General features: G+C 62.7%; 20 protein-coding genes. 4 read left to right on the top strand and 16 right to left on the bottom strand.

Annotation, left to right across the window (positions count from 1 at the left end; genetic code table 11):
- The first annotated feature begins 31 nt into the window (after positions 1-31).
- Positions 32-1,267: a nucleoside permease gene (locus tag DNK10_RS01325; protein WP_131190329.1), complete on the top strand. Its 1,236-nt coding sequence runs from the start codon at positions 32-34 to the stop codon at positions 1,265-1,267.
- A gap of 41 nt (positions 1,268-1,308) precedes the next feature.
- Here the strand turns inward: DNK10_RS01325 and DNK10_RS01320 are convergent, their stop codons facing one another.
- Genes DNK10_RS01320 through DNK10_RS01310 form a run of 3 tightly spaced genes read right to left on the bottom strand, consistent with a single transcriptional unit; the run spans position 1,309 to position 3,800 of the window.
- Positions 1,309-2,979 carry a phosphoethanolamine transferase gene (locus DNK10_RS01320; RefSeq protein ID WP_131190328.1) on the bottom strand — a complete coding sequence of 557 codons (1,671 nt, stop codon included), beginning with the start codon at positions 2,977-2,979 and terminating at the stop codon, positions 1,309-1,311.
- Between the two features lie 15 nt (positions 2,980-2,994).
- A complete protein-coding gene (locus tag DNK10_RS01315; RefSeq protein ID WP_131178928.1) occupies positions 2,995-3,534 on the bottom strand; it encodes a cytochrome b/b6 domain-containing protein in 540 nt (179 codons plus the stop codon).
- Entirely contained in the window at positions 3,534-3,800 is a 267-nt protein-coding gene (locus DNK10_RS01310; protein ID WP_131178929.1) for a PepSY domain-containing protein, read from the bottom strand. The genes DNK10_RS01315 and DNK10_RS01310 overlap by 1 nt, the downstream gene beginning before the upstream one ends.
- 148 nt (positions 3,801-3,948) lie before the next feature.
- On the opposite strand from DNK10_RS01310, the gene DNK10_RS01305 reads away from it, so the two are divergent.
- Both DNK10_RS01305 and DNK10_RS01300 read left to right on the top strand, forming a co-directional pair.
- Positions 3,949-4,614: a response regulator gene (locus DNK10_RS01305; RefSeq protein WP_131190785.1), complete on the top strand. Its 666-nt coding sequence runs from the start codon at positions 3,949-3,951 to the stop codon at positions 4,612-4,614.
- Positions 4,611-5,972 (top strand): ATP-binding protein, encoded by a 1,362-nt coding sequence (locus tag DNK10_RS01300; protein WP_131178930.1) that lies wholly within the window; start codon positions 4,611-4,613, stop codon positions 5,970-5,972. The genes DNK10_RS01305 and DNK10_RS01300 overlap by 4 nt, the downstream gene beginning before the upstream one ends.
- Positions 5,973-6,121: 149 nt before the next feature.
- Here DNK10_RS01300 and DNK10_RS01295 read toward each other — a convergent pair whose 3' ends face one another.
- From DNK10_RS01295 to DNK10_RS01245, 11 genes are all read right to left on the bottom strand, one after another.
- The gene (locus tag DNK10_RS01295) at positions 6,122-8,068 is read right to left on the bottom strand and encodes a DUF7844 domain-containing protein (RefSeq protein ID WP_131190327.1); all 1,947 of its coding nucleotides are present in this window, start codon (positions 8,066-8,068) and stop codon (positions 6,122-6,124) included.
- Positions 8,068-8,388, bottom strand: a complete 321-nt coding sequence (locus tag DNK10_RS01290) for a DUF2388 domain-containing protein (RefSeq protein ID WP_278248822.1) — start codon at positions 8,386-8,388, stop codon at positions 8,068-8,070. The genes DNK10_RS01295 and DNK10_RS01290 overlap by 1 nt, the downstream gene beginning before the upstream one ends.
- A 75-nt stretch (positions 8,389-8,463) precedes the next feature.
- Positions 8,464-8,781 (bottom strand): DUF2388 domain-containing protein, encoded by a 318-nt coding sequence (locus DNK10_RS01285; protein WP_042555128.1) that lies wholly within the window; start codon positions 8,779-8,781, stop codon positions 8,464-8,466.
- Between the two features lie 192 nt (positions 8,782-8,973).
- On the bottom strand, positions 8,974-9,186 hold the full coding sequence (locus DNK10_RS01280) for a DUF1127 domain-containing protein (protein ID WP_131178933.1): 213 nt from the start codon (positions 9,184-9,186) through the stop codon (positions 8,974-8,976).
- A gap of 418 nt (positions 9,187-9,604) precedes the next feature.
- Positions 9,605-11,053 carry an NAD(P)(+) transhydrogenase (Re/Si-specific) subunit beta gene (locus DNK10_RS01275; protein ID WP_131190326.1) on the bottom strand — a complete coding sequence of 483 codons (1,449 nt, stop codon included), beginning with the start codon at positions 11,051-11,053 and terminating at the stop codon, positions 9,605-9,607.
- A 1-nt stretch (position 11,054) separates the two neighbouring features.
- Positions 11,055-11,384, bottom strand: coding sequence for an NAD(P) transhydrogenase subunit alpha part 2 (locus tag DNK10_RS01270; protein WP_131190325.1), 330 nt, complete (start codon positions 11,382-11,384; stop codon positions 11,055-11,057).
- A 55-nt stretch (positions 11,385-11,439) separates the two neighbouring features.
- Positions 11,440-12,561: a Re/Si-specific NAD(P)(+) transhydrogenase subunit alpha gene (locus DNK10_RS01265; RefSeq protein ID WP_131190324.1), complete on the bottom strand. Its 1,122-nt coding sequence runs from the start codon at positions 12,559-12,561 to the stop codon at positions 11,440-11,442.
- A 538-nt stretch (positions 12,562-13,099) separates the two neighbouring features.
- Entirely contained in the window at positions 13,100-13,471 is a 372-nt protein-coding gene (locus DNK10_RS01260; protein ID WP_131178937.1) for a hypothetical protein, read from the bottom strand.
- A gap of 25 nt (positions 13,472-13,496) precedes the next feature.
- Positions 13,497-14,306: a putative RNA methyltransferase gene (locus DNK10_RS01255; RefSeq protein WP_131190323.1), complete on the bottom strand. Its 810-nt coding sequence runs from the start codon at positions 14,304-14,306 to the stop codon at positions 13,497-13,499.
- Positions 14,306-15,448, bottom strand: a complete 1,143-nt coding sequence (dapE, locus tag DNK10_RS01250; protein WP_131190322.1) for a succinyl-diaminopimelate desuccinylase — start codon at positions 15,446-15,448, stop codon at positions 14,306-14,308. The genes DNK10_RS01255 and dapE overlap by 1 nt, the downstream gene beginning before the upstream one ends.
- A 96-nt stretch (positions 15,449-15,544) precedes the next feature.
- A complete protein-coding gene (locus tag DNK10_RS01245; protein WP_131178940.1) occupies positions 15,545-18,142 on the bottom strand; it encodes a glycosyltransferase in 2,598 nt (865 codons plus the stop codon).
- A gap of 228 nt (positions 18,143-18,370) precedes the next feature.
- Here DNK10_RS01245 and tcdA point away from each other — a divergent pair, with 228 nt between their 5' ends.
- Positions 18,371-19,177 (top strand): tRNA cyclic N6-threonylcarbamoyladenosine(37) synthase TcdA, encoded by an 807-nt coding sequence (tcdA, locus tag DNK10_RS01240; RefSeq protein WP_131190321.1) that lies wholly within the window; start codon positions 18,371-18,373, stop codon positions 19,175-19,177.
- 34 nt (positions 19,178-19,211) lie between these two features.
- Here tcdA and DNK10_RS26380 read toward each other — a convergent pair whose 3' ends face one another.
- Complete coding sequence (locus DNK10_RS26380) at positions 19,212-19,484, bottom strand: PepSY domain-containing protein (RefSeq protein WP_369073642.1); 273 nt, start codon at positions 19,482-19,484, stop codon at positions 19,212-19,214.
- The gene (locus DNK10_RS25970) at positions 19,439-19,546 is read right to left on the bottom strand and encodes a winged helix-turn-helix transcriptional regulator (protein WP_244216201.1); all 108 of its coding nucleotides are present in this window, start codon (positions 19,544-19,546) and stop codon (positions 19,439-19,441) included. The genes DNK10_RS26380 and DNK10_RS25970 overlap by 46 nt, the downstream gene beginning before the upstream one ends.
- Between the last annotated feature and the right edge of the window lie 15 nt (positions 19,547-19,561).

The raw sequence follows: 19,561 nt of genomic DNA, 5'->3' as shown, positions 1-19,561 counted from the left end.
CTGTCTCGTGAACAACAAGAAGGATAAGAACATGAGCACTTTGAATGTCAGGTTGAGTTTCATGATGTTTCTCCAGTTCTTCATCTGGGGAGGCTGGTTCGTCACGCTGGGCACTTTCCTCGGACGAACCCTGGAGGCCAGCGGCGGGCAGATCGGCATGGCCTACGCGACCCAGTCCTGGGGAGCGATTCTGGCGCCCTTCGTGGTCGGTCTGATCGCCGATCGCTTCTTCAACGCCGAACGTCTTCTGGCGGTGTTGCACCTGGGCGGCGCCGTGCTGCTGTACCTGCTGTACCGGGCCGAAGATTTCGCCACCTTCTATCCGCTGGTGCTGTGCTACATGGTGGTGTACATGCCGACCCTGGGGCTTGTGAATGCGGTGGCGTTTCGGCAGTTGAGTGATCCGGCACAGCAGTTCTCCAAGGTGCGTGTGTGGGGCACCATCGGTTGGATCGTCGCGGGGCTGGTAATCAGTTTCGTATTCGCCTGGGACGCCCAGCAGGCCATCGCCGACGGCGCGCTGCGCAACACCTTCCTGCTCTGCGCCGGTGCCTCGCTGCTGCTCGGGCTTTACAGCTTCAGCCTGCCGGCCACGCCACCAGTGCCTGGCCAGCAGACCGGCATCAAGCGCCTGCTGGGTCTGGATGCCTTGCAGATGCTCAAGGATCGCGGCTTCGCCACCTTCTTTCTGGCATCGATCCTGATCTGCATTCCGTTGGCCTTCTACTACCAGAACGCCAACCTGTTTCTCACCGAAATCGGCGTTGCCAACCCGACCGGCATGATGACCCTCGGCCAGGTTTCCGAAGTGCTGTTCATGCTGTTGTTGCCGCTGTTCATCCAGCGCTTCGGGATCAAGGCGACGCTGCTGGTGGGCATGGCGGCATGGGCGCTGCGCTATGTGCTGTTCGCCTACGGCAACAGCGGCGAGCTGGTGGCATTCCTGGTCGCCGGTATCGTCCTGCATGGCGTGTGCTACGACTTCTTCTTCGTCTCCGGGCAGATCTACACCGACGGCAAGGCCGGCGAGAGCACCAAGAGTTCGGCCCAGGGCCTGATCACCCTGGCCACCTATGGTGTCGGCATGCTGATCGGTTTCTGGGTGGCCGGCATGGTGTCCGATCACTACTCCAGCCAGGGTGCCCACGACTGGCGCAGCATCTGGTTGTTCCCGGCGGTGTTCTCGGTTGCCGTGCTGCTGGCGTTCCTGCTGACCTTCCGCGAGCGTGCCGCGATCAAGCCGGTTGACGCTTCACGGACTCGTTGACGGTAAGCGCCGCGGATGGTGCAAGCCATCTGCGGTGCGGATCATCCCTCGCAGCGGACCTCTGGCTGTTTGAGCAACATGCTCAGTTGCTGCGGGGGATGATGGATCAAGCCGTTTGGCGTTTCGCAGACGCGCTGGATGAAGTTGTCGGTGAACAGCAGTTTGCCGTGCACGAAATGCTCGTTGGGGCGCAGGTTGGGGTTGTCGATGCGCGTACCGAGACGCGCGGCCAGCCATTTTCCGGCCTCGTAGTGGCTGATCCAGCGCTTCGCTGACAGGCTTGCTAGGGTTTCCGGCTGCGCCTCGCGACCGATGACGATCACCGGTACGTCGCTGACTTCCGGCACCAGATCATTGTGTCCCCAATGGCCACCTTCTCCCAGACGCTGGCCGTGATCGCCAGTGATGATCAGGTAGCGCTCGCCTTCCAGGCGGTCGAAGTCGGCGATGACTTCGGCCAGTAGGCTGTCGAGGTAATGCACCGAATTGTCATAGGCATTGCTCTGACCGTTCGGGCCCTGATCCGTCCAAGGTGCTGGCTTCGCCTCGTGACGATAGTTCTGTGCATAGGGAAGGTGGGCGGTACGCAGGTTGAGCACCACGAAGTTGCGTTCACCCCATCGTTGCCCGTCGAGGACGTCCAACAGGGCACGATCCTGCTGTTTCAGGAAACGTACTGGATGGTCTTCACGGGTGATCGACACGTCCAGATAACGGCTACCCAGGTTGGCCAGCAGCTTGGATTCCTGGGACGAAATCCAGTGGGTGCGAAAGCCCGCCTGCTTGGCGAAGCGGAACAGGTTGATGTCGCCGGTGCGCAGCATCGAGTCCTGGCCCGGCTCACGAATCGGGTTGATCAGGTAAGGCAGGCTGACATCGGTAGCCACCCCCGCGGCGATGCCGGGGCGTACGAAGGCACTGGGGTGATCGCGCAGGTAGCTGGCCAGTTGCGGCGTGGTGTCGCGGCTGTAGCCGAACACGCCGAGGCGATCACTGCGCAGCGAATCGGCTACCACCAGCCAGACGTGTCGCGCTTCGCTGAGGCTGGGGCTGAGCCCGTATGGCGAGAAGGGAGCAAGTGGCAGTTCGACCTCCGGCTCGAAAGCCAGACGTACGGCCCAGGCGGAGAATACGTTGAGGTTGTTGTGCAGTGCGCTGCGGCTGGGGCTGGCGGCGAACGAGTCGAGATTGCGATAGGTGGCGCGATAGGGTTTCGAGAGCAGCACCATGGCGATCAACACCAGTGCCCAGCGACTCTCCGGCAGTTCGATCCTGCTCGGCAGGCGCAGGTGCAGGGCGAGCAGCAGGGCATAGGGAATAGCCACGCAGGGCAGAACCGGCCAATGCTGAGCGAGGCTGTGCGTCGCCGTTTCGCGAACCTCGCCAGGGTCGTTGAGCAGCGACTGGATATCGATGGCGGTCAGCGGCTCGCCGAAGAAGCTGATATTGGCCAGCTGTATCAGTTGCATCGCCGCGAACAGCCCCAGGATGCTCGCGCTGAGCCAGCGCAGGTTGCACAGCCACAGCCCCGCACTGAACAGCCAGAGCACGGCGACATAGCCGAATTCCAGTTCGGCGCGGTTGTTGGGGGTGAATAACTGCTGCAGGAAATCATCGGCGAGCAGCAACAGGCAACTGAGGGTGGCCAGGGCCACGAGCGACAACCAGGAGCGCAACGCCCCAGAGCGATGACGGGCACGAACGGGCAGCATGGGTTTTCCTGAGTATCAGCGGTCTTCGGAATGTGCGCGGCGCTTGCCGGTGATCATCGACAGCGGCAGGTTTTCGCGCAGGTGAACACTTTCGATGAGCGCGGCGGCTATATGGATGACCACCAGAGCAGCCAGGCCATCAGCAATCCAGCCATGCAGTGTGAGCGGCCAGTCGACGCCCCACAGTGCATCCACTTCCTGCATCAGGAAGCCGCTGATACCGAGCATGGCGATGGCCGCCATCATCAGCAGCATGACCAGGGCGCCCAGTGGCGAATGGCCGAGGCGGCGATAGGCACGGCCTTTCAGCACCTGGCTGAGATGCTTGGTCAGGCCCGCGCGAGTCGGCCAGAAATCCTGCCAGCGCGCGCTGCGCGTGCCGACGAACCCCCATACCAGCCTAACTGCCAGCCAGGCGCAGGCGTAGTAGCCGAGCCAGGTATGCCAGTCGTCACCTTCCTCGGTGAGGAAATAGTTGGCGACGAAGACCCCGGCTACCGACACATGGAACAGCCGGATCAGCGGATCCCAGAGTCGTATCGTCGCCGCGGGCATCAGTCTTCGATCTCGGTCTTGATGGCCTTGCCGGATACCGGGTCGTGGTAGATCTCGACCTTGCGCTTGTCCTTGTCGAAGCCGTAGATCTCGTAGCAGTTGCCTTTGGTGACCTTGAACTTGCTGATCTGGTAACCCTGCTCCTTCAACTGAGTCTGGAATTTCTCTGGATCCTGCCAGGTCGGGCGGTCGGCGGTGGTGCATTCGGTGCTGGCCAGGGCCAGCGGGCTGCCGAGCAGCAGCGCCAGAAGGACGAAATAACGCATGGTGGGACTCTCCTGTGAGGGGGAGACTCACCTTGCGACGCGAAGCTTAGGAAAGTCTTAATGGGCAAATCTCGGTAACATCTGTCCGTGCAAATCGGGCCGTAGGCGGCGCATCATGGCGGCCACCATTTCTGACGAGGTGCGTCGCGTGCGTGTCCTGCTGGTTGAAGATGATCGCGCCCTAGCGCGCGGAATTCGCGTCGCCATGCGCGGCGAAGGGTATACGCTGGACTGGCTGGAGGACGGTGTCGAAGCCGCCCATGCCTTGCGTAGCGAGCAGTTCGACCTGGTGCTGCTCGACCTCGGCCTGCCGCGCCTGGATGGCATGACGCTGCTGCGCCAGTTGCGCGCGCGCAGCGAGAATGCCGTACCGGTTCTGGTGCTCACCGCCCGCGATGTCATGGAGGATCGCATCCTCGGGCTGGATGCCGGCGCCGACGACTACCTGGTCAAGCCGTTCGATCCCGAGGAGTTGAAGGCACGCATCCGCGCCTTGCTGCGCCGCAGCCAGGGCCGGGCTCAGCCGGTGCTGGAGTTCGCTGGCGTGAGCCTCGACCCGGCCACCCAGGAAGTGCGCTACCAGGGCAGCAGCGTGCCGATGACGCCCATGGAATATCAGCTGTTGCATCAGTTGCTGATCCGCCCCGGTGTGGTGGTCACCCGCGAGCGGCTCGGCAATGCCCTCTATGGTTGGCAGGAAAGCGGGCCGGGCAACACCCTGGAAGTGCTGATTCACAACTTGCGCCGCAAATTGTCCAGCGACCTCATCCGCACGGTACGCGGGGTCGGTTACCTGGTGGAGCGAACGCCATGATTTCCATCCGCACGCGCATCCTCGCGCCGACCATCGCCCTGGTACTCGCCGGCAGCCTGGCGCTGGTTCTGCTCGCCCTGCGTGACAGTCATCGGCAGACCGAAGCGGTCTACGATGCGCAACTGGTACAGGCGGCTCGGCTGTTGCAGGGGCTGCTGCAGCAGCCGGATGGGCAGCAGATCGACTGGTCGTTCGTCAGGCAGGCACTGGACGGCGCTATGGATCGTTCCGCCGAGGGTATCTTCTCGCATCCCTACGAAATCAACCTGGCCTTTCAAGTGTGGGCCGAGGACGGCACTCTGCTGGTGCGTTCCGAAGAAGCCCCGCCGCTGGCGTCGCCGCCCGCGCCCGGCATTCATGAATTTTTTCTCGATGATCAGGAGTGGTGCGGCGTGCTGCTGGAAGACGCCGGTCAGGGCCTGCGTATCTGGGTCGGCGAGCGTGAAGATCTGCGCCAGGATCTGATTCAGCAGATTCTCCAGCACACCCTGATGCCGACCCTGGTCTGCCTGCCGCTACTGGCGGCATTCATCTGGCTGCTGCTGGGTTGGGGATTACGACCCCTGCAGCGCCTGGCCCAGCAACTGCGTGAACGCCCCGAACACAGCCTCGCCCCCCTGCCAGCCGGCCCTCTGCCGCCAGAGCTGGAGCCGATGCGCCTGGCTCTGGATGACGTATTGAGCCAGCTGCGCGCGCTGCTCGAACGTGAACGCCGCTTCATCGCCGATGCCGCCCATGAGCTGCGCACGCCGCTGGCAATCCTTGATATCCACGTGCGCAACGCGTTGCAGGCCGGCAGTGTGCAGGAACGTGACGAAGCCCTGTCATTCCTGCAGCAGGGCGTGCATCGCGCCACCCGCATCGCCAGCCAACTGCTGACCATGGCACGCTTGGAAACCCCCTCGCAAAGCCTGCAACCGCTCGATCTGACTACCGTGGTGCGCGAGGAGCTGGCGGATCTGGCGCCGCTGGCACTGAACCGTCGCATCGATCTGGCGCTGGAGGCCGACGAGGCTGTGGTGATTCAGGGTGACCGCGGTTTGATCGTCATCCTGTTGCAGAACCTGGTCAGCAACGCGCTGACCTTCTCGTCACCCGGCAGCGAGGTGAGCGTGCGCGTTTGCCGTGAAGACGAAGGTGTGCGTCTGCAGGTCGTCGATCAGGGGCCGGGTATCGAGGAAGCCCGGTTACCGCGCCTGGGCGAACGTTTCCACAGTGCGGGCAATCCTCAGGGGGCAGGATTGGGGCTGGCCATTGTCGGGATGATCGCCCGGCACCTGGGCGGCTCCATCGGCTTCAGTAACGCGAGTCCCAAGGGCTTCCGCGCCGTGGTCAGTTTTCCCTACTCGGCGCTTTGATCATGCCTCGTGTATCGGGGGTACCGATCATCGCACGGTACTTTGGCCAAAGGCCCCTGGCTGATGCATTAGACTGATCATGGGCGGTAACCTGGGTACCGACGCAGGGCGTGGGGCTGGTTCAGCGATACACGTGACCAATTCGATCGCTACAACTGCAGCCCGCCGCTGGCTTTGTGCAGTTTGCGCAGGTGCTCGCCGAGCAGCTTCAGGTTGGCCTCGTTGGCTTCCAGTTCGGCCAGGCGCTGAGGTTCCAGCAGGCGGCGCACTTCTTCGTCGAGGTCGGCACTGAGCAGGCTGAGTTGTTGCTGGCGGTTGCGGGTTTCGCTTTCCAGGCGCTGCCATTCGCCCTGTTGCGGCAGGCCGTAGCCGCCTTCGAGCAGTTCGGCGGGGCGGCTGAGGAAGCCGGTGCCGGCGAGGATCTGTTCCAGCGCGTCGCCGGCCTTGTCCAGGTTCGGATCCTTGGCGGCGCGGCCGGTCAGGTAACGCTGCTTGAGTTCGTCCTGTGACAGCAGCAACTGACGGCGCATCGCCGCCTGCTCGAGCAGCAGCATGGCGGCGCTGGCGCGCAGATCGGCCTGCTCGAACCATTGGCGGCGTTCACTGGACGGCTGCTCCAGCCAGTCTTCGACCTGTTGTTGACGGATCGGCAGACGTTGCTGCAGCACCTTGAACATGGCCTGGTAGCGGTCACGGAAAGAATCGAACCGGTAGCCCAGGCGCAGCGCTTCACGGGAATCGTCGAGCATGCTGCTATCGGCCAGGCCGCGGGCCTCGAGCACTTCCAGCAGGCCGATGGGGGTGATGCTGTCGAGATCCTGCAGGCGCGCAAGGTCGGTGCCGCTGCGCAGCAGCTTGAGGGTTTCCACCGCACAGTTGTTGGAGACGAAGAAGTAGTCGCCGTCGTAACTCCAGTGCTGTTCCACGGCGCGGGCAACCAGTTGCTCGAGGCGTTCGCGGGGCAGCGTCAGCGGCACCGAGGCCAGGCTGCGCAGCTCGACCTTGGTGTATTCCTCGATCACCTGGGCCAGGGGCAGCACGAACAGTCGCGACGGGTAGGCACCGGTGAGGCCGTCCCAGCTCGACAGCTGGACGTCACCGACGAAGGCCCGGTAGGACAGTACCAGATGCTGGTCGAGATCCAGCCGGCAATCCGGCCCCCGTGGACGGCCCGGTGCGCAGATCACCAGTCGCAGCATGCTGTGGCCCCAGCGGCTTGCCATGTTCTGGTTGGCTTCGGCGAGCAGGTAGTCGACTTCATAAACGCGCTCGGGGTCGAGATTGGCCAGTGCCTGCTTGTCGAAATCGCGTCCCGCATTGAGGTAGGCGTAGCCTGTGCCGCAGGGAGCGCCATTCGCCGGCGACCAGCCGAAATGTTCGCTGAAGAAGCGCGCCAGGGAAGGACGGCGGCAGGCATATTCGGGATCGAGGAGAAAGTACTCCATATTCACCGCGACGAATTCGCGGGGGTTGCTCAGTTCATAGCTGTCCGGGCTGCGCGCTACCTGGCCGTTGTGCTGGTCGCGTTGGCCGCGGGTGCCGACGCGCTGTGGCCAACCGGCCAGATCGAGCAGGCGTGGATCGTCGCTGAGGGTGAAGCGGCGCTCGGTCTGGCCGCGGCATTCGGCAGGCAGGCCGACCGCGCCCAGGTTGCTGTTCTGGCGCTGGCAGCGGCGCAGCAGGAGGCGCTGTTCGCTGCCCCAGTAAGTGCCACGATCATAGAGGTGTGCCACTTCATGGAGCACGGTTGCCAGCAACTCGCGGCGCACGGTGCCATGGGGGCGCCCGTTGACGGTATGCGCTGCACTGCCGTCGGTAAGACCGGACAACAGGCCGGCATTCAGTTCGACACCGCTGAGGCGGCCAGCACGTCCATAGATCTGTTCGGGCAGTGGTACCCAACGCACGGTGACGGTTCGATCCAGCGCTTCACGCAACTGTGGAGGCATGGCCTCCAGGGCTTCGTCGAGCAGCGCCTGGCTGGCCTGGCGCTCGGCGCTGTTCAACAGGCTTTCATCCAGCGTCAGCTTGAGCTGGGCGTTACTGGTCGTGCTGACCAGCAAGGTCAGCAGCAGAAACCAGCCGCGGGGGGGCATCACAGAGCGAGAATGGCTTCGGCCAGCACCTGATCGGAGGCGTTCTGCGCTTCGGGAAGCTGGCTGCGCAGGGCGCCGAAGGCGGCTTCCAACTGGGCACCGCGGATATCGCCCTGGCTGGCGACGAAGCTGGCGGCGTCGTCACGGGCCTCGATCACCACTTTCATGTCGCGGATCGACGTGGTGGTGTCCGAGGTGAAGTTGATGGTGCGGTCGAGGGCGCGGACGATGATGTTGCTGGTGGCCACCAGGGTCTGGGCCTGAACGGCGCCGGCGAACAGGGCAAGGGATGCCACGGCGGCGAACAACGGACGCTTCATGAACGGTCTCCGAATGGGATTGGAATGGCTGGTTGGACGAGGAACACCCGCCGCAGTTCCGGCAATGACAGGTGTTTAAAGCGCCAGGATGGCCTGTGCCAACTGTCCATCATCGGCTTGCAGCGTCGGCAGGCGGCCGCGGATGTGTTGCAGTGCGGCTTCCAGGTGCGCGCCACGCAGCGTGCCCTGACTGGCGACGAAGCTGGCAGCGTCATCCTTGGCGGCCAGTACGACCTTGTTGTCGACTACCGAGGAAGTCGCATCGGATGTGCCTTCGATACTGGCTGCAAGCGCATTGACCAGGGTGTCTGTGGTCACCAGAAAGCTGCTGGCAGAGGCGCCAGCGGCCAGACTGAACAGGCTGAAGAACGCAAGGGTACGGGCGATTGGCATGGTCTGGACTCTACGGCTCTGAAAACCAGCATTCTAACCGCTCTGCGGAGGGCGGAAGAAAAAGACCTGCACAGTTTGTGTAAAGGTGTGTGCGGCCTGCGAGTTGCTCAAATAATGGCAGGCCCAGAACGACAAAACCCCGCTGGCGCTGCATGCCGACGGGGTTTTGCGGGAGAAGCTCAATGGTCGCTATTAGCGCCAGAACGGTTTGCTCAGTTCGGCGTAACGCTGGCTTTCGCTGATACCGGCATCTGCCAGCAGGCGAGTGTCGAGACGCGCCAACTGGCGGCGGCTGACGATGCGACGCTGCCACAGGAGCAGAGTAGCGAGGAGATTCAGTGGCAGGCTGGCTGCAGATTTGGACGAGTTGTCGGCAAGCAGATCGGAACTGAGGGTACGTTCCATGGTGTGCATCCTTCCGCTTTTGGCGGGGTTGGTAAGTTCTGGAGCCTATTTTCGTCCTCGCGTGGGGTTAGCAGTAGTCACAGCTGAAGTAAATAAGCTGCATACTAGATAGGTTGCTTTGTAACTGTTTCGCTTATTTAGAATGTAACTGTACCGGTGTTTGTGGATTTGCCGTGACTTACGACGTTAGGCAGTGTTTTTACCTGTAAATCTGTTTATTTTAAGTGATTAGCAACAGGTACAGTTTCAATTGTTTGACTTCGTTGCTTAGCTCATTATTTTTATTTTTGCCGTGTCGAGCGGGGAATGCTCAGGGCTGTGCTTGTTGGCAGAGCCTGTGCAAGGAATTGCGGTTCGGCAGAAAAAAGAGGCGAGGGGTGTTCCCTCGCCTCTTTCTCGTCAACCGATCACTCGACGCTTACTCGACCGCCTTGAGCATCTCTTCGATGACCTTCTTGGCGTCACCGAACACCATCATGGTCTTGTCCAGATAGAACAGTTCGTTGTCCAGGCCGGCATAGCCGCTGGCCATCGAGCGCTTGTTGACGATGATGGTCTTGGCCTTGAAGGCTTCGAGAATCGGCATGCCGGCGATGGGTGATTTGGGGTCGTTCTTCGCCGCCGGGTTGACCACATCGTTGGCGCCGAGCACGAGTACCACGTCGGCCTGGCCGAATTCGGCGTTGATGTCTTCCATTTCGAACACCTGGTCGTACGGCACTTCGGCTTCGGCCAGCAATACGTTCATGTGCCCTGGCATGCGTCCAGCCACCGGATGGATGGCGTATTTGACGGTCACGCCCTTGTGCGCCAGCTTCTCGGTCAGTTCCTTCAACGCATGCTGCGCGCGAGCCACGGCCAGGCCGTAGCCGGGAACGATGATCACGCTGTCGGCATTGCCAAGCAGGAAGGCGGCATCGTCGGCCGAGCCGGACTTGACCGGCCGTTGTTCGCCGCTGCACGCGGCAGGGCCGGCATCCGTGGCGCCGCCGAAGCCGCCGAGAATGACGTTGAAGAACGAGCGGTTCATCGCCTTGCACATGATGTAGGAAAGGATCGCGCCACTCGAACCGACCAGACTGCCTGCGATGATCAGCATCGAGTTGTTCAGCGAGAAGCCGATACCAGCCGCTGCCCAGCCCGAGTAGCTGTTGAGCATCGACACCACCACCGGCATGTCGGCCCCGCCAATGGGGATGATGATCAGCACACCGATGATGAAGGCCAGGGCCACCAGCGCGGCGAACGCGGTCAGGTTGCCGGTGAAGGTGAACATCAGGCCCAGGCCGACGATCGCCAGGCCGACCGCCAGGTTGATCAGGTGTTGGCCGGCGAACTGTACCGGCGCGCCCTGGAACAGGCGAAACTTCCGCCCAAATACGAGCCGGCCAGACAGTTTTCCGAAGGCGATCACCGAGCCGGAGAAGGTGATGGCGCCAATCGCCGCGCCGAGGAACAGTTCCAGGCGATTGCCGTGGGGGATCGGGTCGCTGATCGTCGCGACGATGCCCAGTGACTGCGGCTCGACCACGGCGGCGATGGCGATGAACACCGCGGCCAGGCCGATCATGCTGTGCATGAAGGCGACCAGTTCCGGCATCTTGGTCATCTCCACGCGCTTGGCCATGATCGAGCCAGCGGTACCGCCGACCAGCAGGCCGACGATCACGTAACCGATGCCCTGCACGGCCAGTTCGCTACCGAGTTTGTAGATCAGACCGAGGGTGGTCAGTACGGCGATGCTCATGCCGATCATGCCGAAAGCATTGCCGCGCCGCGACGTGGTTGGGTGGGACAGGCCCTTGAGCGCCTGGATGAAGCACACCGAGGCCACGAGATAGAGGAGGGTGATCAGGTTCATGCTCATCTCAGTGGCTCTCTTCCTTGGTGACAGCCACCTGGGCTTTCGGGGCTTTTTTCTTGAACATTTCCAGCATGCGGCGGGTGACCAGGAAGCCACCGAAGACGTTGACCGCCGCCAGGGCCACGGCCAGGGTGCCCATGGTCTTGCCCAGCGGTGTGACGGTCAGCGCGGCGGCGAGCATGGCGCCGACGATGACGATGGCGGAAATCGCATTGGTCACCGCCATCAGTGGGGTGTGCAGAGCCGGGGTGACGTTCCACACCACGTGGTAGCCGACATAGATGGCCAGCACGAAGATGATCAGGTTGTAGATGCCGTCGGAAATCAGATCCATCGGGGTGATCCTTTTGGTAGTGATTGGCCCTCTCCATAAAGAGAGAGGGAGGCCATCATTTGTTGATGCGTTTGACCTCGCCGTCTTTGCACATCAGGCAGGCGGCGACGATGTCGTCTTCCAGATTGAGGTGGAAGGCGCCGTTCTCGTCGATCACCAGCTTGAGAAAATCGAGCAGGTTGCGCGCATACAGGGCCGAGGCATCGGCGGCTACCAGCGCCGGCAGATTGCCGTGGCCGACCAGGGTCACGCCGTGCTTGACCACGACCTTGTCCAGTTCGGTCAGCGGGCAGTTGCCGCCCTGGATCGCAGCCAGGTCGATGACTACGGAGCCAGGCTTCATCTCGGCGACGGTGGCCTCGTGCAGCAGCGTCGGTGCCTTGCGACCGGGAATCAGTGCGGTGGTGATGACGATGTCGGCCTGTTTGGCGCGCTCATGCACGGCTTTGGCCTGGCGCTCCATCCATGAAGCGGGCATGGGGCGCGCGTAACCACCGACGCCTTCCGCACATTCGCGTTCTTCATCGGTCTCGAACGGCACGTCGACGAACTTGGCGCCGAGGGACTCGATCTGCTCCTTCACTGCCGGGCGCACGTCGGACGCCTCGATCACCGCGCCCAGGCGCTTGGCCGTGGCGATGGCCTGCAGGCCGGCGACGCCGGCACCGAGGATCAGTACGCGGGCGGCTTTCACCGTGCCGGCAGCGGTCATCAGCATCGGCATGAAGCGCGGGTAATGGTTGGCTGCCAGCATCACCGCCTTGTAGCCGGCGATGTTGGCCTGGGACGACAGCACGTCCAGGCTCTGGGCGCGCGAGGTGCGCGGCGCGGCCTCCAGGGCGAAGGCGGTGATACCACGAGCGTTCATGCGCTCTATGGTTTCGACGCTGAATGGGTTGAGCATGCCAACCAGCACCGTGCCGGGCTGCATAAGTGCCAGCTCGGCGTCGTCTGGCGCCACCACCTTGAGCACCAGCACGGCGCCGAATGTGGCGCCGACATCGCCAATGGTGGCGCCCGCAGCTTCATAAGCGCTGTCCGGAATACTGGCGTCGATGCCGGCACCGCTTTGAACGGTGACCTGATGGCCTTGGCCAATCAGCTTCTTGATGGTTTCCGGCGTCGCGGCAACCCGCGTCTCGCCTGCCTGGGTTTCGAGGGGAACACCAATGTGCACGCTTGCATCTCCTGCGATCGTTGCAGATTCACCCGAGGGTGGCGGAGGTACGTTATCGACTAAAGTCGATATCCCGGCATTCTGCAAAGGAAGCGGATCAGTAAGCAATATTCATGGAGCGTTTATTTCGCATGACTACAAGTTATTGGAGATATTGTTATTTTTCATGCGGAATTATCTAGATAAATAAGCGAATTTTGGCGTTAAAATTCGATAAATCGCACCGATCATGAATAAATGTCTGTGAATATGATAGCTTGCTATCGAGAGGCCTGCGGCGCCTTGTCGCACTGTTCAATATCGTTTACAGGTCGTTGAACAGCTGTTTGGTAGGGTTTTTGGTGCTTTTGTAGCGATATTTATTTATCGCTACAGATTGTTGGAGTGGGATTTTGTCGGCACTTTGGCGCCAAGGTAAGGATGGAGGCAGGTCGATAGCTACTTATGAGGCGTGCAGCTGAATGGCACGCCTGCGTTTTTGATCACTCGACCCGTACCCAGGTGAGCGAGAAAATACCGGGAGAAACCGCGTGGCCGCTCAGCCGGTGCGCCAGGTGATTTCCTGCACACCGTCGGCGCTGATGCGCAGCCACTGGTCGGCCTGCTCATCGCTTTCCTCTTCCTCCCAACTGCCAGGTGCACAGCGGACTTCCACGTTCAGTGCGGCATAGGCGGCCTTGGCGCAGGCCAGGTCGTCTTCCCAGGGCGTGGTATCGCTCTCCAGGTAAAGGCTGTGCCATTTGCCAACGGCCTTGGGCAGCCAGGTCACCGGGGTATCGCCGGCGCGGCACTGAAAGGTCTGGCCTTTCTGCTGCCAGCCGGAGCAGGGGCCCAGGGCCTGAGTCAGCCAGGCGGCGATGGCCTGGTGATCGGCATCCTTCAGGTATATCTCGATATCCGGTTGGCGCATGTTCATCCTCATCTGGTCGGGGCGCTCAAGACGCATCACGCTCGATCCAATCGTAGCGGATGGCGACGGTCACTTCGAAGCTTTCGGCGATCACCGCAGCGCGGCGTTCGGCACTGGCGCGCCAGCCATGGGGCGTCATCGCCAGCAGGTCGGCGCGTGCTTGCGGTGTGTCGAGCAACAGCGGGAAACTCAGGGTTTCGCTGTGCGCCAGACGCATGCCTGGCGGGATCAGCTCAAGGTGTTTCTGGTCGTCGTAGTCGCGCACGTCGTCGTAGAGCTTCTGGCGCAGCTCCATCAGGTGGTCACGGGTCGGCCCCATGCGCAGCAGGCCGCCGCCGGGGGCAAGCAGGCGCCTGGCCTCCTGCCAGTCCAGCGGGCTGAACACGCTGGCCAGCAATTGACAGCTGGCGTCCGCCAGGGGCACACGGGCCATGCTGGCGATCAACCAGCTGAGTTGCGGGGCACGCTTGCAGGCGCGTTTCACCGCTTCGCGGGAAATATCCAGGGCGTAACCATCGGCATCCGGCAGCGCCTCGGCGATCTGTGCGGTGTAATAACCCTCGCCGCAACCGATATCCAGCCAGCGCTGCGGCCTGTAGCCAGCCGCCAGTTCCGCCAACCGGGCAGCCAGGGGCGCGTAGTGGCCGCCATCGAGAAAGCGCCGACGCGCCTCGACCATGGCGGCGTTGTCGCCAGGGTCACGGCTGTTCTTGTGCTGCACCGGCAGCAGGTTGAGGTAGCCCTGACGTGCGCGGTCGAAACGGTGGTTGGCCGGGCAGGCGACGCCATTGTCGACGGCCTGCAGCGGCGCCTGGCAGATCGGGCAACTGAGCATCAGGCGAGCAGCTTGACCAGGGTCTGGTAGTAGATCTCGGTGAGTACCTCGAGATCGCTGGCCAGCACACGTTCATTGACCTGGTGGATGGTCGCGTTGACCGGGCCGAGCTCGACCACCTGAGTACCGAGGGTGGCGATGAAGCGACCATCGGAGGTGCCGCCGCTGGTGCTTGGCGTGGTTTCGCGGCCGGTGACGGCACGGATGCTGGCGCTGACCGCATCGAGCAGGGCGCCCGGCTCGGTGAGGAACGGCAGACCCGACAGCGCCCACTCGATGTGATAGTCCAGGCCGTGCTTGTCGAAGATGGCGTTGACCCGCTGCTGCAGGCCTTCGACCGTCGATTCGGTGGAGAAGCGGAAGTTGAACACCGCTTTCAGCTCGCCAGGAATCACGTTGGTCGCACCGGTACCGGCGTTCAGGTTGGAGACCTGGAAGCTGGTCGGCGGGAAGAACGCATTGCCGTCGTCCCAGTGTTCGGCGGCCAGTTCGGCGAGGGCTGGGGCGGCCAGGTGAATCGGGTTCTTCGCCAGGTGCGGGTAGGCCACGTGGCCCTGAATGCCGCGCACGGTCAGGGTCGCGCCAAGCGAGCCGCGGCGACCGTTCTTCACCACGTCGCCGACCAGCGACGTGCTAGACGGTTCGCCGACGATGCACCAGTCCAGTCGCTCGTTACGCGCGGCCAGGCGTTCGACCACGGCCTTGGTGCCGTGGTGGGCCGGGCCTTCTTCGTCGCTGGTGATCAGAAAGGTGATGCGTCCCTTGTGGTTCGGGTATTCGGCGACGAAACGCTCCACGGCGATGATCATCGACGCCAGGCTGCCTTTCATATCGGCGGCACCGCGACCGCAGAGCATGCCCTGTTCGTCGATCAAGGCTTCGAACGGGCCGTGCTGCCAGGCCTGCACCGGGCCGGTGGGCACCACGTCGGTATGACCGGCGAAGCACAGCACCGGGCCTTCCTGATCGCCATGGCTGGCCCAGAAGTTGTCCACGTCCTCGATACGCATCGCTTCGATGGCGAAACCCAGAGCCGCGAGCCGGCGCATCATCAGTTCCTGACAGCCTTCATCCAGTGGCGTGACGGATGGTCGGCGGATCAGGTCGCAGGCGAGCTCGAGGGTGGGGGACAGGGCCGTCATGGGAACTCCGGTAAAGCGTTTCGGGGCGGGAAAGGGCCGACATCTTAAAGCAAAACGGCGGCCAGTTGGCCGCCGTGGTTGCGCAGCAGGCGGGGATCAGGCGTTCTCCGTTTCGATCTGCACCACCGGAATTTCCAGCGGCTTGGGCTGCGACGACAGCAGCGCCATGATCAGCGAGGCGAGGTACGGCAGCGATTGCACCAGCAGCATGATCACCCAGAACTTCACGTCGTAGCTGGGCAGGCCCTGAACGATGCCGATACCCAGGGCACTGCCCCACAGCAGGAGCATGATGAAGACTTCTTCGCGGGCTTCGGCCAGAGCCACCATCAGGCCGTGGCTGGAACGCATCTTCGGGGTGCGGAAGAACGGGATGCTCTTGGTGAAGGCGCCGTACAGCACCGCCTTGGCGATGGTGTGCGACAACGCCAGCCCGGCGACCGCCGCGCAGAACGCATCCTTCAGGTTGACCCCCACCGCCCGTTGATACAGGAAGATGATCTTGCCGACCTTGAACAGGAACAGCGTCAGCGGCGGGATCGCGAAGATCAGCAGCGGCGGGTCGACCCGTTGCGGCACGATGATCATCGCCGCCGACCAGAGCAGGGCGCCCGCGGTGAAGAAGATATTCAGGCCATCGGCTACCCACGGCAGCCAACCGGCGATGAAGTGATAACGCTGGCCGCGCTTGAGTTCGCTGCCCTGGCCGGCAAGCAGCTCGCGAGTGTGGCCCTTCATGATCTGAATGGCGCCGTAGGCCCAGCGGAAGCGTTGTTTCTTGTAATCGATAAAGGTGTCCGGCATCAGCCCCTTACCGAAGCTGTCATGGGCGTAGGCGGCCGAATAGCCCTTCTCGAACACGCGCAGACCCAGCTCGGCGTCTTCGCAGATGGTCCAGTCGGCCCACTTCAGTTCGTCCATCACGGTACGGCGGATCATGGTCATGGTGCCGTGCTGGATGATCGCGTTGCGGTCATTGCGGGTCACCATGCCGATATGGAAGAAGCCCTTGTACTCGGCGTAGCAGAGCCTCTTGAAGGTGCTTTCCTCACCGTCGCGATAGTCCTGGGGCGATTGCACCACGGCGATCGACGGGTCGGCGAAGTGCGGCACCATGTGCTTGAGCCAGTTGCGGTCAACGCAGTAGTCGGAGTCGATTACTGCCACCACTTCGGCATCCGCTGCGGTATGCGGCAGGATGTAATTCAGCGCGCCACCCTTGAAACCATGCAGCGGTGCCACGTGGAAGAAACGGAAACGCGGGCCGAGTTCTTCGCAGTAGTCGCGCACCGGCTCCCACACCGCGGGATCCTTGGTGTTGTTGTCGATGATCAGGACTTCGAAGTCCGGATAGTCGAGATTGGCCAGGGCGTCCAGGGTCTGTTTGACCATCTCCGGCGGCTCGTTGTAGCACGGTACGTGTATCGACACCTTGGGCCGGTAGTCGCTATCGCCAATCACTGGCGTGAACGGGCGCCGCCGTTGCGTCCACACCGTTTCGGCCAGTTCATGGGCCTCGGTGAGCAGTACGATGAATACGCCGATGGCGCCAACGCCGAGCAATACGCCGACCAGCATGCTGAACCAGGTGCTGTACTGCTGGCTGTAGTCGTAGCCGATCCACACCAGGGCCGAGCCGCCCGCGAAGGCGACGAAGGTCAGGAAGGTGCGGCCGCGTTGGCGCAAGGCACTGCCGTCGATCAGCATCAGCGCCAGGGACAGCAGCGCCATGACCACCGAGGCGACCGCCAGCAAGCGCCATTGCGGGATGGCCACGACCGGGCCTTCGAAATTGAATTTCGCCTGGCGATCGAGGTCGTACACGCCCCAGTAGGCACCCACCGAACCTTCGTCACCTGATTTCCACGGCTGGTCGAAGGCTTCGATGACGAAGTAGTTGTACCCCTGGGCGTTCAGCGTGGTGACCAGCGTACGCAGGTAGATGGCCTGATCCGCCTGAGTCGCCTCGGCGCCACCGCGTACGCGGCCGTTGCTGGGCCAGCCGACTTCGGAGAGCAGCAGCGGTTTTTTCGGGAACAGCTTTTTCAGGTCGCGGGCACGGTCGAGGGTGAATTGGGTGGAATCCTTCATCGGAATGAATTCCCAGTACGGCAGTACGTGAGCCGCGATCAGATCCGCATGATCGGCCAGCTCCGGGTATTCCTGCCAGATGTGCCATTGTTCGGACGTGGTGACCGGCACCTTGACCGCCGAGCGCACCCGATCCATGTAGCCGATCAACTGCTTGGTGGTGACCTCTCGGCGGAACAGCGCCTCGTTACCGACCACCACGCGCACCACGCTGCGCGAATCGTTGGCTAGCTGGATGGCCTTGGCGACTTCGCGCTCGTTGCGCTCCTCGTCGGTGCCGATCCACACACCGAGGGTCACGCGCAGGCCGAACTCTTCGGCGAGCAGCGGAATCTTGTCCAGGGCGCCGTCTACCGAATAGGTGCGGATGCTGTCGGTCTGCTGCGACAGTAACTCGAGATCCTCGCGCATTTCCTCGTCACTGGGATAGACGCCCGTTTGCGGGCTCTGCCCCTGACGGAACGGCGAGAAGGAATAACCGGAGACCTGCTCGGGCCAGTCCGGGGCCGTGACCGGACGGTTGTAAAGCGCCCAGATGCCGGTGAACAAGGCGGCGATAGCCAGGAAAACAATCAGATTGAGGCCGAACTTGCGCGAAAGCATGCTGTGTCAGGTTCCGAGAGTTGGAACGGGGAGAGGGCCGGCGAACGCCGGTTGGCGCGCATGCTACTCCGTCGTTGAAGGACTGTATAGCACGGCTCGGAACGCCTGTTTGAGCATGCGCAGCGTCGTTTTTACGCGCGCTGAACGCTTGTACGGAAAGCCGGCCCGATGGTGCTTGGGATGATCGACCAGGCTTCCTATAATGTGCGCCCACCAAGAGGAGCCCGCATGTCGTTCGATGAGCAACGTTTCGCCGGAATCGCCCGGTTGTATGGCCGTGAAGGCGCGCAGCGGCTGGCGGCTGCCCACGTGGCAGTGGTCGGTATCGGCGGTGTCGGCTCCTGGGTGGCCGAGGCGCTGGCGCGCTCCGGGGTGGGCGAGATTTCCCTGTTCGATCTGGACGACGTCTGTGTCAGCAACACCAACCGCCAGGCCCATGCCCTGCAAGGCCAGGTCGGTCGCGCCAAGGTCGAAGTAATGGGCGAACGGCTGCGGGCGATCAACCCGGCCTGCGTGGTGCATGAGGTGGCTGACTTCGTGACCCGCGATACCATGGCCGACTACATCACCGTCGAGCTCGACGCGGTGGTCGACTGCATCGATAGCGTGGCGGCCAAGGCGGCGCTGATCTCCTGGTGCAAGCGGCGCAAGATCGCCATCATCACCACTGGCGGTGCGGGTGGGCAGATCGATCCGAGTCAGGTGCAGGTGGGGGATCTGAACAAGACCTTCAACGACCCGCTGGCTGCCAAAGTGCGCTCCACACTGCGCCGCGATTATGGGTTCTCCCGTACACCGGGGCGCAACTACAGCGTGCCCTGCGTGTTCTCCACCGAGCAGCTGCGTTACCCGACGCCCGATGGCAGCGTGTGCCAGAGCAAGGCTTTCGTGGGCGAAGGGGTGAAACTCGATTGTGCCGGCGGCTTCGGCGCGGTGATGATGGTCACCGCGACCTTCGGCATGGTCGCCGCCGCGCGTATCGTCGACAAGCTGGTGGCGGGTGCGCGGCGACCGGCAGAGCGCGAGCCAGGGTAATGTGGGTGCCGCACGCTCGTTGCTGACGTTCGTATCAGGTGCGCCGCACCCTGTTTCGTCGCCACCATAACCCTATGCCGGTAATGCCCAGAAGCGTGAGTGCCAGCCCACCAGCGGCCATGACAGCCTCCAGCCATGTGCCTCCCAGCGCACCCGTGTGAAGCGGATAGATCACCGCGACAGCCCGTGCGCCGGGGTCGAGTTCGTTCCAGCGATGGATGGCAAGTACCTCTCCAGACCATGGGTGCAGCCAGACTGATGTCAGCCCGTTGGGCGCAGTGACCTGCCCAGCCCGGTAATCTGGTATTCCACACGCGGCGGTACCTCGGCATATACCGTGCGTTGAACGAGCTTGCGGCGTTCGAACAGGCGCAGTGGCCGGGT

This window comes from Phytopseudomonas daroniae, from assembly GCF_004327275.1.
Classification (GTDB): Bacteria; Pseudomonadota; Gammaproteobacteria; order Pseudomonadales; family Pseudomonadaceae; genus Aquipseudomonas; species Aquipseudomonas daroniae.
This window is presented reverse-complemented; position numbering and strand designations above follow the sequence as displayed.

Bases quoted from the DNA above. Each gene is read 5' to 3' on its own strand.
- tcdA (WP_131190321.1), top strand. From the start codon at position 18,371: ATGTCGTTCGATGAGCAACGTTTCGCCGGAATCGCCCGGTTGTATGGC.
- DNK10_RS01300 (WP_131178930.1), top strand. From the start codon at position 4,611: ATGATTTCCATCCGCACGCGCATCCTCGCGCCGACCATCGCCCTGGTA.
- DNK10_RS01275 (WP_131190326.1), bottom strand. From the start codon at position 11,053: ATGAGCATGAACCTGATCACCCTCCTCTATCTCGTGGCCTCGGTGTGC.
- DNK10_RS01245 (WP_131178940.1), bottom strand. From the start codon at position 18,142: ATGCTTTCGCGCAAGTTCGGCCTCAATCTGATTGTTTTCCTGGCTATC.
- DNK10_RS01270 (WP_131190325.1), bottom strand. From the start codon at position 11,384: ATGGATCTGATTTCCGACGGCATCTACAACCTGATCATCTTCGTGCTG.
- DNK10_RS01260 (WP_131178937.1), bottom strand. From the start codon at position 13,471: ATGCGCCAACCGGATATCGAGATATACCTGAAGGATGCCGATCACCAG.
- dapE (WP_131190322.1), bottom strand. From the start codon at position 15,448: ATGACGGCCCTGTCCCCCACCCTCGAGCTCGCCTGCGACCTGATCCGC.
- DNK10_RS01320 (WP_131190328.1), bottom strand. From the start codon at position 2,979: ATGCTGCCCGTTCGTGCCCGTCATCGCTCTGGGGCGTTGCGCTCCTGG.
- DNK10_RS01295 (WP_131190327.1), bottom strand. From the start codon at position 8,068: ATGCCCCCCCGCGGCTGGTTTCTGCTGCTGACCTTGCTGGTCAGCACG.
- DNK10_RS01315 (WP_131178928.1), bottom strand. From the start codon at position 3,534: ATGCCCGCGGCGACGATACGACTCTGGGATCCGCTGATCCGGCTGTTC.
- DNK10_RS01285 (WP_042555128.1), bottom strand. From the start codon at position 8,781: ATGCCAATCGCCCGTACCCTTGCGTTCTTCAGCCTGTTCAGTCTGGCC.
- DNK10_RS01310 (WP_131178929.1), bottom strand. From the start codon at position 3,800: ATGCGTTATTTCGTCCTTCTGGCGCTGCTGCTCGGCAGCCCGCTGGCC.
- DNK10_RS01255 (WP_131190323.1), bottom strand. From the start codon at position 14,306: ATGCTCAGTTGCCCGATCTGCCAGGCGCCGCTGCAGGCCGTCGACAAT.
- DNK10_RS01325 (WP_131190329.1), top strand. From the start codon at position 32: ATGAGCACTTTGAATGTCAGGTTGAGTTTCATGATGTTTCTCCAGTTC.
- DNK10_RS01290 (WP_278248822.1), bottom strand. From the start codon at position 8,388: ATGAAGCGTCCGTTGTTCGCCGCCGTGGCATCCCTTGCCCTGTTCGCC.
- DNK10_RS01280 (WP_131178933.1), bottom strand. From the start codon at position 9,186: ATGGAACGTACCCTCAGTTCCGATCTGCTTGCCGACAACTCGTCCAAA.